The sequence below is a fragment of the Chryseobacterium subflavum genome, assembly GCF_055762745.1.
The window spans coordinates 451,854-465,203 of record NZ_JBVTMR010000002.1 but is presented as its reverse complement, the minus strand read 5'-3'; the positions used below and the strand labels follow the sequence as shown (position 1 = coordinate 465,203).

Below are 13,350 nucleotides of genomic sequence, written 5' to 3'. Positions count from 1 at the left end.
ATACGGGCTAAGACCCGCCTACTGATTGATTTTATATTTTAAAAATGAAAAATATCTTTTGCTTTATTATATGAGCTCTCGAAGTTTAAAAGATTAAGATTATGGTCTATTTTCTCTACACTCATAAAGTTAATTACCTGCTCGGTAGGCATATTACCTACCAGATCATCTTCCGCCATAGGACAACCTCCAATTCCTTTAATAGCACTATCAAATCTTCTGCACCCCTGGTCATAAGCCGCCTTTAATTTGGAATAAGAATCTTCATATCGGTTATGAAAATGTCCTCCAAAATTAATTTCAGGATGTTTTGCGGGTATTTTTTCGAATAAAAGGGCAATTTTTTCGGGAGTTGCAACACCTGTTGTATCGGACAACAAAATATTTTCAATTCCGATCTCCGAAAATCTTTGAGCCCAAAACTCTACATCTTCCAACTTCCACATTTCTCCGTATGGATTTCCGAAAGCCATGGAAAAGTAAATATTCAGTTCTTTATTCTCTGATTTTACAAGCTCCTGCATTTTAATGATCTCATTAAAAGCTTCTTCCTGATTTTTGTTGGTATTCCTGTGTTGAAAAGTTTCAGATATTGAAAAAGGAAACCCCAGAATATCTACAGACTGATGCTTTAGTGCTTTTTCAGCTCCTCTGTAATTTCCTATAATGGCAGAAATCTTCGTATTTGATAAAGATTTGTCTATATTTTCAGCAACCTCATCAGAGTCAGCCATTTGCGGGATAGCTTTTGGAGAGACAAAACTGAGGCTATCCAACACATCAAATCCCACTTCCATCAGAGAGTTGATGTAATCAATTTTTTTATTTGTGGGAATAAATTCCCCCCAGCCTTGCATGGCATCCCTAGGACATTCGGTAAGAAACATTTTCACTTTAGATTTTCTCAAATATAATAAAACTTAACAAGTTTATCTACGATCAATACAAAGCTAACATAATTTTGATTTTCAATTATTTATATATGATTCAAAATTTCAATAACTGATATTCAGCCGCAAATAATGTATTCTGAGCATCAAATTTGCTAACTTTGTTAAAATTTATACCGGATAATGAGTACTATAGAATTCAACCAATTATGGAGAGAGAAGTTATTGAATCGTTTTCTTAACTATGTAAAAATATATTCAACAAGTGATGCAGAGAGTGAAGCAACTCCTTCTACTCCGCAGCAATGGAACATCGCTAATTATATTGTTGAGGAATTAAAAACAATCGGTCTCGAGAATGTTTCTATTGATGACAATGGTTATATTATGGGTTATGTTCCATCTAATCTTGAGAATAATGATCAACCTACCATTGGATTTATTTCACATTATGATACTTCACCCGACTTCAGTGGTGAAAATGTAAATCCTCAGGTTTGGGATAACTATGATGGTGGAGACCTCCTTCTTAATAAGGCAACCGGATTCACTCTTTCCTCTTCAAAATTTGAAAGTTTAAAAAAATATATTGGGCAAACTTTGATCACAACAGATGGGAATACCCTTCTCGGAGCTGATGACAAAGCCGGATGTGCAGAAATTGTTACGGCTGCTGAATATCTTATCGCTCACCCTGAGATCAAACACGGAAGAATTGCGATTGGTTTTACACCTGATGAAGAGATCGGAAGAGGTGCTCATAAGTTTGATGTAGCAAAATTCGGAGCAGAATGGGCTTATACAATGGACGGAGGTGAAGTTGGGGAGCTAGAATATGAAAATTTTAACGCTGCCGGAGCTGTTGTAAAAATCCATGGATTAAGCGTACACCCTGGTTATGCATATGGAAAAATGATCAATGCGAGTCTTTTAGCTGCTGAGTTTGCACAATCTCTTCCAGCGAACGAAACACCATCTACAACTAAAGGATTTGACGGGTTTTATCACCTGATGGATATTACTGCTGATATTTCTGAAGCCAAGCTTCAATATATAATCCGTGATCATGATGATGAAAAATTTGAAGCACGAAAAAAATTCATTGAGCAAAAAGTTGCAGCATTTAATGAAAAACACGGTGAAGGGACTGCAGAAATTGAGATTAAGGAACAGTATCGTAACATGAAACAGCAGTTCGAAGGAAAAATGCATATCATTGATCTTGCAGCCAAAGCAATGAGGGAAGCTGATATTGAGCCTAAGATAAAAGCGATCAGAGGAGGTACAGATGGGGCACAATTATCTTATATGGGACTTCCTTGTCCAAATATCTTCGCTGGTGGAATCAATTTTCATGGCCCTTATGAATATGTTGCATTAGAAAGCATGGAAAAAGCTACTGAAGTTATAATCAATATTGTAAAGAAGTAATAAAGCATTTGATTTAAATATTAAATAATAAGCCTCTGTTTGAACGGAGGCTTTTTCTTTTTCACACACAATTATCTCATTAACAAATTATTATATGCATAACGGTTTTTTATTTTCTACTTCTCTTCATAGTGATTAAATAAAATTAATCTGTAACTTGGAAGAACTAAAAATCTTTCGCTTATGAAAAACAACTTTAACAATTTCAGAACTTATAGAAGATTTTTTAACCTTATAATTCTTTCTATATTCACAGCAGTAATTCTAACTTCGTGTTCACAGGACAATTTGAACGAGGACCCGGTAGCACCTCAAACAGAATCCGGTGGCTTCAAAACTCTGGGAAATCTTACTTTACAGAAAAATGTCATTATTCTTGATGATGAATCCGTATCAGCAATTTCCAAACTGGATAATCAGAATATTACCTTTAATAAAGCAACCGATCAAACTGATGACATTCAGGCCGGGAGTGTTTTAGTTGGAACAAAAATAGAAGGAGATCAGGTAAAGACGATCCTTTCTAAAGTACAATCTGTAACTAAAACAAATAATCAGTATTTTGTGCAGACATCAAGCGCTAAACTTGAAGAATTTATATATAGTGGAACGTTGAGTGGTGTTTATGATCCCTCAGGCAAAGCTCCCATCAGTGTTAATGGGAGGATGGTAAATTATGTTCCGGTTGAAGGCTTTATTTCCCAGGAATTAAATAATAAAATCATCAATATAGAAGCTAAAAGTCTAAGTGATCAGAAACTGGTTACTTTTAATCGTTTCAACTTTAACAGGACTTTTCCTATTAATCAACAAGTTGGTCCGGTAGGATTAGCTTCAAGCGTAAATGTAAAAGGCGGTGTAACTCCTAAAATTGATTACAATATTACATTTTCATGGGGACATCTGACCAACTTTTCTGTAAACTTTATCATGGATGATATTGTTTTACAGTCCACTGCGGATATTCAAGCATCAGTAGGTTACACGGTAAGTACTACAGATTTTGTAAGCATTCCAATTGTACCTATCGTATTAGGTCCGACCGGGCTTGTACTGAGTCCTACAATATCTGCGGGTCCTTTTCTTGGAATCGGGGCGACCGGCAAAGCAAAAGTAAACCTTCTTGATGTAGGAGGGACAGCCAATTTCCTTGTTTCAAAAAACCCGGCTCTAAACATCAGCTTGGAAAAAAGATCTGATTTCAGCATCACTTCTCTAGAAGGCACGTTATCTGCGGAAATAGGTCTGGAAGCAAAAGGCGCTGTTGGCTTACAATTTCTAACAGTACCTATTGCCAATTCAGGACTAAGGGGCAGAGCCTCAACTATTGCTGCCTTAGGTGTACAGCTTATACCACAAAGGAAGGGGATTATTGACCTAAAGGCAAAAATCCAGGCAGACATGTTTTATGGATTTGGAGTCTTCCCACTAAGATATGAAGGAACCATTCCCCTTTTCCAAAGAGAATATCCTCTATATCACAAAGAGATCGAATTTTAATATATTATCACTTAAATAAAAGAGAAGCCACGACAATTGTTGTGGTTTCTTGCTTTTGGAGCATAACAACATCATTTAGCCTGTAAGTATTTTACTTATAAATAATTATATTTTAAAGTGAAGGTGTTTTTTTTAATATATTTATTACTACAAAAAATCAAATTACATTATGAAAAAACTATTTAGAAAAGATTTGCTAACAATTCTGGGTAGCGGAGGAAATGGCTGCCACAGCAGCGGAGACTCCGCATATTGTTGGACAGATTGTGAATGCACTTATGGTAAGGCATGTGAAATGCAGGACGATGGTAACCCGGGAACCTGTGTAAGTATCGGCAGCCCCGGTAGTGGTGGAAATCCCGGAAGCGGCTGTCCCCAAGGGATGATTTGTGAAGAAGAACCGTTTTAATAATATCAATCGGAAAATTACTTTTCCGATTTTTTTTGCCTACTCATCAGATAAAATCATTGAGGGGAAACTAATTTACATAAAGCCCTTTATCAAAACACAAGTGCTCTTCGTTTTAGAAAACTCATCCTGCACTCACTAGCGACAGCTGGTTTGCGCCTGGTTAGTCCTTTATTACCATAAATCTTTATTCCTTTTAAGTAGAAACAAGCATATAATTCAATTATTCGTAATGGAACTAAAACCGAAATAAGTTTCAACTAAAAAGACTCACCACAACCTATAATAGTTACTTTCACAAAACCAACTAAAAAAACATGATATAAATCATGTTTTTGATAAAAATTAGATGTTTTATAAACAATAAAAGCTTTTGTAGTTTATTTTTTTGATTAATTACACCGAAACAATAAATACAAAACGCTTTATATCAATAAAATAGATAATTTTTTACAGTCATTTAGCTTAAATATATTTTATATTTTCGCGCTGAAAAAAAATTTTTATAAAAAAAAGGAGATAGATTTATTAGTTCCCACGATTGTACCAAATTGCTTATTCTTTTTAGCATCGTTAATTAGCACTAAAATAAATTAAGTAGCTCATTTTTAATGCAAAATATGTATTTGCGGTAAAAATCCGACATAAAAAAAATCCTTCTCCTGTGATTTAATAATATAAAAGAAAAAGAAGAAGACAATTCTTCTTAATAATATTATATAACCAATTAAAAACACAAGCAATGACTAAATTAAAAAACCTACTATTGTTGGTGACAACAATCTTTTTATCCAGCATAACTTATGCTCAGGTCGGGGTAAATACCACCTCCCCACAAGGAATTCTGCATTTACAAAACATACCAAGCAAACAAATGGGTTTGGTAATGCCTCGCGTGGACTCTACCGATGTTGCAGTAAGCAACAGCAATACAACTCCAGTAGAAGCTACTGTTGTTTATGATAATAACAAACGATGCCTTAGGTTGAAAACAACAGATGATTCCCAAGGGTGGAGTTCTTGTCTTATAGATGAAACAGAAGTTGAAAACTTAATCCAAACAGAAATAACCTATAATGGTAATAAGCCAGCCAGAGCTAATAAGGTAGCTGCTGCTGACCTCTATGCAGCAACATACATAGACCCTTATAAAAACAATTATGTTTATGGTATGGGACTTCAATCTTCCAATCAGCTAGGAGCTTTAACAGCTGGATCAAAATACCCATCTCTTATTTTAGGCCGCTCTTGTAAGGAGCTTACTATGGGACGATATAATGGAATGGCTATTACCACAAGTGGCGAGCTCTGGGTATGGGGACAAAATAGCTATGGAAAGAACGGAACCGGAAATACCACTACTGTAGCTTCCCCACGACAAGTTGCGCTTCCCGGAGGTGTTAAAGCTAAAAAAGCAAGAACCGGACAATACAATTCTCTTGTTTTAGGGGAGGATAATCAACTCTATGTAACAGGATATAATGGGTATGGTGTTTTGGGTGACGGAACAACAACCGGCCAAGCCGATACCTTTACAAAAATTAATTTCTTTAACGGGATGGAAGTTATAGATATGGATGTATTTATCTATGGAGCCATCGCAGTTACCAGTGATGGAAATGTTTACACATGGGGACTTAATAGTACAACGTACAGAAGAATAGGGCTTCCAACTAATGTAGGAACCGCTACTACCCCTACTCTTCTTAATTCTCAATTTACCTTGAATTCAGGAGAAAAAGTAGTGAAAGTACAAGTTGATGACTACTCCAATTATGGAGGTGGATTTATCACTGATCAGGGAAGGTTCTTTGCTTTTGGTTATATGTTATATTTTGGAGGAGGAAGCGTATATTCAGGACCTACAAATTTAACTCCTAACCTTCAATCAGGAGAACGTTTTACAGAATTCTCAATGAATAATGGTGTCGCTTTTATCACCAACCAGAATAATATCTATGGTGTTGGACTCAATACCAACGGTCGTTTTGGGACTGGAAATACAAATACCTTAAACACCGTTACAAGCATTACCCCAGCTCACCTTAATGGTTTTGAATATAGCGGAGTTAGTCTGGGATACAACAATATGTATCTTCCTGCTTCCAATAAAAGAAATGTACTATACGGAGCAGGACAAGGCGCTTACAGACAATTAGGAAGACTGAACGAGTCTGGATCAAATATTTTGGTTCCTGTGTATGAAGATAAGTAAGTTGATTACGATACTCATTTAACTGATATTAGTTATTAAAAGACTGCCTTAGTTTAAGGCAGTCTTTTTTATACACAAAGAATAGCTTTTGTTATTGCCTGGCATCTTTAGATAATGGCACAATCAGGATACTTTATCAATGATTACATGAAATACCTATTAACGAAGATGAGCTCAACTCGATACAAAAGCTTCCTTTTATCAAAACACCCATGCTCTTCATCAAATAAAATTTCATTTTCACGCTCACTGCTGTTGTTTTGCACCAGATTTAATACTATTTATTATTATGAAACAACGTTTTTTAGCAGTAAGCTCTTTATTGCTTTGCATTACCTGCTCAGTAGAAGCCAACGCACAACAAACACCAATCGTTCATATCGGAGTTAAAGCCGGTACAAATTTCACTAAAACATCCTCTGCCTCTTCTGACCTGAGCGGAAAATATGGAATGGGATATCAGGCGGGTGTTATGGCAAGAGTAGACTTTAACCGGATATATCTTCAGGGAGAAGCTATATTCAACAAAAGAAAAACATCATATGACTTAAAGGATGGAAATTCTTCGCAATTGAAATGGAATTCAATCGATATCCCTGTTGTAGCAGGTTATAAGATCGTAAGTTCCAAAGATTTTAATGTCCGAGCTTTTGCCGGAGGAGTTTACAGTTATGGATTTAATGATAATATTTCTACCTCAAAAGCACTGCGCGAAGGTTTAAAAAAATTCGATAAATCCAATATTGGTATTACCGGTGGAATTGGTGTGGATTATAAAAACTTCACCGTTGATCTGAGGTACGAAACAGGACTCACCAGCATCAGCAAAGAATTTAAATCCAAACCTCACAGCTTCTCGCTTGGAATCGGATACTTCCTGTTCTAAAAACTTAAATTATCTTTACCATTAGAAACTGCATTTCCTGCAGTTTCTAATTTTTTACCCTATTAAAATATGCTTAAATCTTTTATCGTAAGAAAACATCTATTTGTTATTGGTTTCTGGCTGATTTTCGGGATAACCATGTGGATTAATTTCCAGGCAGATTCCGGCAGATACAATTCACTTATCCAGACGTTAGCCATTGTAATAAGCTCCTTTATTTTCACTCAGTTTTTAACAAAAAAATTACTCCCGCAAGCCTTAAAAGAAAGGAAAATGAAAAAATTCCTACTCCAGGCAACGATTATGATTCTTTTACTGAGCTTTATTTACTCTTTTGTTTTTGCTTATATAGAAGTAGATTCCAGAACACCCCTAGCTCCTGGTTTTAAAAGTCACCTCCCTATTTTATGGAAAGGATTTTATTTAGCTCTTCCTGCATCCTTTCTTATTAATGGAACAGCGTGCGGAATAACATTTTATCAGGAACACGGAAAAATTGAAAGGGATCACATTCTTTTGCAACAAGCCCATCTGGAAAATCAGCTTAAGCTATTACAGGACCAGATAAATCCCCATTTGGTTTTCAATATTCTCAATCATATTCATATCCTGATGAAAACCAATACTGAGCTTGCTTCATTTTTGTTGCTAAAGTTTTCAGATATCCTGAGGTATCAGCTTTATCACTGTAATCAGAATCAGGTCCTGCTTAAAAAAGATGTTGAATACCTACAAAATCTTGTAGAAGTTGAAAAATTGCGTTGGGGAAATGAACTGGATGTAAAAGCAACCTGGGAGCTTTCCACCGATAAAGCGACTATTGCTCCGCTTCTTCTCGTTCCTTTTATTGAGAATGCCTTTAAATATGTTTGCCGCTTGCCGGGGCATAAAGGTTATATCTTAATTTCATGTAAGGAAGAAGATAACCAACTTTATTTTTATGTGGAAAATTCCTACTCCAGTATAACTGTTCATAAAAGTAAAGATGGTGCTCATGGAATAGGGCTTAATAATGTACAGAAAAGGCTTGACCTTCAGTACCCGGATTCATACTCTCTCAATGTAGAGTCTGATAATCATGTTTACAAAATTTCTTTAATCCTAAATCTCTCTCAGGAAAATGACAAACAATAATATTCCCAAAATGAAATGTCTAATTATAGATGACGAACCCTTGGCAAGATTCTATCTAAAAGACATGGCGGATCAAATTGATTTTTTGGAAGTGGTGGATACCTGTGCTACCGCATTAGAGGCTAATAACAAAATACAAGAGAATCAAATTGATCTCATCTTTCTGGATATTAATATGCCTTATCTTACAGGCCTTGATTTTTTGGAACAACTGGAGAATCCGCCCTTATGTATTTTCACAACTGCTTACTCAGAATATGCCTTAGAGGGCTACAGACTACAGATTGTAGATTACCTTTTAAAACCTATAGCGTTTAATCGTTTTTACCAGGCAGTAAATAAGGCACAGCAGCAATTCATCTTATTTGAAAGATCCAAAAGAAATATTTCTCTGGATGATCCTTACTTATATGTACGTCAATCCGACACCTTTATAAAGGTTTCCTGGGTAGATATTTTATATATTGAAAGCATGCAGAACTACACCAAACTGCATTTTAAAGATAAAACACTTGTCATTCATCAGACAATGAAAGCTATCGAGGAGTCCTTATCCCCTGAGCATTTTTTTAGAATCCATAAATCATTTCTCATCAATATCACTCATATTGAAATGATTGCAGGAGGCAGACTTTATATTAATAAAACAGAGCTTCCTATTTCGAGAACCCGTAAAGAAGAATTGCTTAACCAGGTAGTCTATAAGAAGCTCATAAGTAAATAAATTAAGGGAGATTCCAGCGAAGAGAAACAGCCATATAAAAGGTGGAAGCAAAACGAGGATCTTCCATCTTTTTTGATTTAAATATGCTTTTGATCTTACGGTCATTTTCACTAAAGCTCCTCAGGAGAGCGGTTCCTCCGGTAAGACGTAGACTTACATTTTTGCTGATCTGTAATTCAGGCCGTATCCCTGCTGTAATTTGCTGATAGCCAAGCAGCGTGGATTTTCCTCCTTTATTCCTTTCTACCGTCATCCCGTTTAATCCAACAACTGCCTTGATAGCAAATTTATCTGAAAACTGATAGCCCGCCTCCATTCCTTCAGGAAAGTTGATGTTGAATTTGATTTTATTTCCCGTTTTCCAATCGAAATAGATCCAGGGCATAATCATGGGTACTCCAAATGCAGTAGTAAGCACAGGGCCTACTCCAAGCGCAAGATTAGGAGTAAAGTTTTTTATAAACAATAAACCTCCCTGGCCTAAAACATCATCAAAGTTTACATTTTCAAGGTCGGTATAAACGCCGGCTGAAGCGGTAACCATCATGCTCCATTTTCCACCCAAAGGTCTTATATGCTGTAATCCAACCTGCGCATTCAGCATCTGATCAGGAAATAAATGAGTTTCATAGTTCTTATGGGACAGTTTAGCATAAGATCCGTTAGCAAGTAATGACCATGATTTTATTCTTCCTTCACTTATTTTTTTCATGGAAAGAGGAATGCTGAAGCTTATATCCATTCTCTTAAAATCACTTTTGGAATCCGTTTTCATACTATCCTCAGGGCGGATGTAACTTGAATAAGGAATATATTCCGTTTTTAATTCTCCGGATAATCCGGATTGTGCGTTGAGCAGGCAACTTAAATGAGTAAAACCATAAAAGGCAATCAAAAGACCCTTCTTCATAATGTAAAATTTTCACAAAGAGAGGGTATTCAAAAAGCGAAACAAAAAATACTTGATTAAGTGTGTACATCTTGTGATGACCTGAAATAACTGCATGACCAATAGATGCCATACACTTGTTCCTGTCCTTATTTATGATCTCATGCGGCTTAGTCTCAGCGCAGCAATACAATACAAAAGCCACAGTACTAGTACTGTGGCTTCTAACAATATTGAAAATTAAGTATTACTTTATTCTCCCTGCTGGTTTCCCAAAAAAGCATCCCAGCCTTGCGCAGTAAGCGGTATCAACTGGTTGGAACCTCTGGCCACCATAAAATTCCCGTCCTCTTTATCTACAGCATGTCCTATAATCGTAAAATCAGGGTGGTTTTTTATTTTAGCAAAATCTGCCGGTGCGATTGTAAATAATAATTCGTAATCTTCACCTCCACTTAATGCTGTTACAACAGGATTCAAATTCATTTCATCAGCAGTTGAGATCGTAAGGCTATCCATAGGGATCTTCTCTTCATATAGCCTGAATCCGACTTTTGACTGGTCAGAAAGGTGCAGTATTTCAGAAGCAAGCCCATCAGAAATATCGATCATAGAAGTTGGTTTTATATCCAGCTCTTTAAGGATCGTTTTAACATCCGTTCTTGCCTCTGGCTTTAATTGTCTTTCCAGAATATAATCGTATCCTTCCATTTCCGGCTGCATATTCGGATTTGCCAGGAAAACGGCATGCTCTCTTTCTAAAATCTGTAACCCCATATAGGCTCCTCCAAGATCTCCGCTTACGACCAATAAATCGTTCGGCTTCGCACCACTTCTTTTAACCAGATTCTCTTCATCTTCAATTCCTATAGCGGTAATACTCATTACCAACCCTGTATTAGAACTGGTGGTATCTCCTCCTATTAAATCTACTTTATATCTCGCGCAAGCAGCCTGGATACCGGAATAGATTTCCTCTAAAGCTTCTACCGGAAACCGGTTGGAAACGGCAAGAGAAACTAAAATCTGTGTAGGAGTAGCATTCATAGCCGCTACATCACTTAAATTGACAACAACAGCTTTGTATCCTAAATGCTTTAATGGAACATAACCCAGATTAAAGTGAACACCTTCTGCCAATACATCAGTGGTAAGGACCACTTTCTTTCCGCCCGGATTGATAACTGCTGCATCATCTCCAACTCCAAGCTCCGAAGATTCATTGGACAAAGGAAAATGTTCCGTTAAGTGTTTGATCAATCCAAATTCTCCTAATTTGGAAATGGGTGTTAGTTCCTGAGATTTATCTTCAAACATATCTTTTTTATTTATAAATGATGACAGATAATTGATAAATGCTGTTCGATATTCTTTTATCCATGATTATTTATCAATTATCATTTATTTGTTAAACTCTGAAGGATCAATGTTATGAGGATGGAAAGGGAACTTTTTAAAATCCTCTCTGGTTAAAACTTCAGTGTCTGGTGTTTTATATTTATTCATTGCTTCAATAACATCATCCGGAGGAGTGGTCATTTTTCTCAGCATCATATCAATCCATACCCCTGTAGCTTCAGACGTTGCACAATGCACACCATCCGGAGTATAGAATTTGTGTATAAAACGGTAGATGGAAGAATCTTCCGAGCAACCGCCTATTTCCACACTCACGATCACCGTCTGATCAGCATAGATTTCTTTAAAAAAAGAATATCTTTCATGAAGCATAACAGGTCCTATCCCCCATCGACTCAACTGGGTAACTCCCATTTTTTCTTTTGTCATAAAAGCCATCCTGGCTTGTGCACAATACTGCACATAAGATGAATTTGCTAAGTGTTTGTTGGCGTCAAGATCGCTCCAACGCACTTCGAAGGTATGGTAGAATGTCATTTGAAATTGTATTTAGAATAATAAAATTATAATCTTCAAAAATACTCAAATAAGATGGTTTATAAAAATTGTACTTTTGGAAAAATAATCTTCACCATAAGATTACAGGTACATGAAACAAATTATTATTATCGGAGGAGGTGCAGCGGGATTTTTCTGTGCATCCAACCTTGACGAAACCAAATATAAAATTATTATTCTCGAACAAAACTCGGATGTCCTCCAGAAAGTAAAAATCTCAGGAGGAGGTCGTTGTAATGTAAGTCACGCTTGTTTTGACCCCAAAGAATTGATTCAGTTTTACCCTCGTGGGAACAAAGAACTTTTAAGTGTTTTTACCAAATTTCAGCCCGGAGACACCATGGAATGGTTTGAACAACGAAATATTTCGTTGAAAATAGAAAATGACAACAGAATCTTCCCTGAAAGCAATTCTTCACAAACAATTATCAATACTTTTCTCAACGAAGTCCAAAAGAAAAATATAGATGTAAAAACAAAATCTGTTGTAAAAGAAATTGTAAAGGATGGTGAAAGATACATTGTAAAGACCAGCTCGGAAGACCTTGTAGCGGATTACATCATTTATGCTACAGGAAGCTCTCCAAAATCTCTGAAAATTGTAGAAAGTTTAGGACACAGAATCATTAGCCTTGTTCCCTCACTTTTTACTTTCAACATTAAAAATGATCTTCTGAAAGACCTTGCAGGAACCAGCTTTGAAAATGCAGAAGTTTCAATACCAAAGTTGAAAACAGCGGAAAGTGGGCCGCTCCTGATAACACATTGGGGATTATCCGGACCTGCCATACTGAAAATTTCGGCCTGGGAGGCGATCAATCTGGCAAAGGTGAAATATAACTTTGAAATTGAAGTAAATTTCATTTCAAAAACACTAGATGAAGCAGAGGAGATATTTCAAAACTTCAGACACAGCAATCCTAAAAAGACCATAGGTCAGTCGAAAATATTTGAAGTTACCAACAGATTCTGGCAGAAAATTCTTGACACTTTAAAAATAGATCTCAATAAACAGGTAGCTCATATTTCCGGAAAGGAAATGCAAGCGATCCTTATCAGTCTCTGCTCTAAAAAACTTCAGGTTACAGGCAAATCAACCTTTAAAGATGAATTTGTAACTGCCGGAGGAGTGGATTTAAAAGAAATCAACTTTAAAAATATGTCTTCAAAGATCCTTCCTCGGTTTTATATTGCCGGTGAAGTATTAAATATTGATGCAGTAACGGGTGGGTTCAATTTTCAGGCATGCTGGAGTGAAGCATGGTTGATTGCACAGGATCTGAACATGAAATGATTATCTAGTCAATTATAACAAGGATGTAATTGCAGTGTTTTTAATTCAAAAGAAATATCAG

The 13,350-nt window shown here is 36.2% G+C and carries 12 protein-coding genes; 8 read left to right on the top strand and 4 right to left on the bottom strand.

Features of this window, described 5'->3' with window-relative positions; translation table 11 throughout:
- Positions 1-38: 38 nt before the first annotated feature.
- Complete coding sequence (locus tag AC0INN_RS11455) at positions 39-887, bottom strand: hydroxymethylglutaryl-CoA lyase (RefSeq protein WP_306613282.1); 849 nt, start codon at positions 885-887, stop codon at positions 39-41.
- Positions 888-1,073: 186 nt separating this feature from the next.
- Here AC0INN_RS11455 and pepT point away from each other — a divergent pair, with 186 nt between their 5' ends.
- From pepT to AC0INN_RS11420, 7 genes are all read left to right on the top strand, one after another.
- Positions 1,074-2,321 carry a peptidase T gene (gene pepT / locus AC0INN_RS11450; protein WP_306613280.1) on the top strand — a complete coding sequence of 416 codons (1,248 nt, stop codon included), beginning with the start codon at positions 1,074-1,076 and terminating at the stop codon, positions 2,319-2,321.
- Between the two features lie 183 nt (positions 2,322-2,504).
- Positions 2,505-3,821, top strand: coding sequence for a hypothetical protein (locus tag AC0INN_RS11445; RefSeq protein ID WP_306613278.1), 1,317 nt, complete (start codon positions 2,505-2,507; stop codon positions 3,819-3,821).
- Positions 3,822-3,990: 169 nt separating this feature from the next.
- On the top strand, positions 3,991-4,230 hold the full coding sequence (locus AC0INN_RS11440; RefSeq protein ID WP_273650316.1) for a hypothetical protein: 240 nt from the start codon (positions 3,991-3,993) through the stop codon (positions 4,228-4,230).
- A gap of 742 nt (positions 4,231-4,972) precedes the next feature.
- Positions 4,973-6,445 (top strand): RCC1 domain-containing protein, encoded by a 1,473-nt coding sequence (locus AC0INN_RS11435; protein ID WP_306613275.1) that lies wholly within the window; start codon positions 4,973-4,975, stop codon positions 6,443-6,445.
- Positions 6,446-6,734: 289 nt separating this feature from the next.
- Positions 6,735-7,331 carry a porin family protein gene (locus AC0INN_RS11430; RefSeq protein ID WP_306613273.1) on the top strand — a complete coding sequence of 199 codons (597 nt, stop codon included), beginning with the start codon at positions 6,735-6,737 and terminating at the stop codon, positions 7,329-7,331.
- Between the two features lie 69 nt (positions 7,332-7,400).
- A complete protein-coding gene (locus tag AC0INN_RS11425; protein WP_306613271.1) occupies positions 7,401-8,465 on the top strand; it encodes a sensor histidine kinase in 1,065 nt (354 codons plus the stop codon).
- The gene (locus AC0INN_RS11420; protein WP_273650312.1) at positions 8,452-9,189 is read left to right on the top strand and encodes a LytR/AlgR family response regulator transcription factor; all 738 of its coding nucleotides are present in this window, start codon (positions 8,452-8,454) and stop codon (positions 9,187-9,189) included. Before AC0INN_RS11425 ends, AC0INN_RS11420 begins: the two co-directional genes overlap by 14 nt.
- Position 9,190: 1 nt before the next feature.
- Here the strand turns inward: AC0INN_RS11420 and AC0INN_RS11415 are convergent, their stop codons facing one another.
- The 3 genes from AC0INN_RS11415 to AC0INN_RS11405 all read right to left on the bottom strand — a co-directional run bounded on the left by AC0INN_RS11415 (position 9,191) and on the right by AC0INN_RS11405 (position 11,974).
- A complete protein-coding gene (locus tag AC0INN_RS11415) occupies positions 9,191-10,099 on the bottom strand; it encodes a DUF6268 family outer membrane beta-barrel protein (RefSeq protein WP_306613269.1) in 909 nt (302 codons plus the stop codon).
- A gap of 231 nt (positions 10,100-10,330) precedes the next feature.
- Complete coding sequence (thiL, locus tag AC0INN_RS11410) at positions 10,331-11,395, bottom strand: thiamine-phosphate kinase (RefSeq protein WP_306613267.1); 1,065 nt, start codon at positions 11,393-11,395, stop codon at positions 10,331-10,333.
- Positions 11,396-11,479: 84 nt separating this feature from the next.
- Positions 11,480-11,974, bottom strand: a complete 495-nt coding sequence (locus tag AC0INN_RS11405; protein ID WP_172281867.1) for an acyl-CoA thioesterase — start codon at positions 11,972-11,974, stop codon at positions 11,480-11,482.
- A 112-nt stretch (positions 11,975-12,086) separates the two neighbouring features.
- Here AC0INN_RS11405 and AC0INN_RS11400 point away from each other — a divergent pair, with 112 nt between their 5' ends.
- Positions 12,087-13,289 carry a BaiN/RdsA family NAD(P)/FAD-dependent oxidoreductase gene (locus AC0INN_RS11400; RefSeq protein ID WP_306613264.1) on the top strand — a complete coding sequence of 401 codons (1,203 nt, stop codon included), beginning with the start codon at positions 12,087-12,089 and terminating at the stop codon, positions 13,287-13,289.
- Positions 13,290-13,350 lie beyond the last annotated feature (61 nt).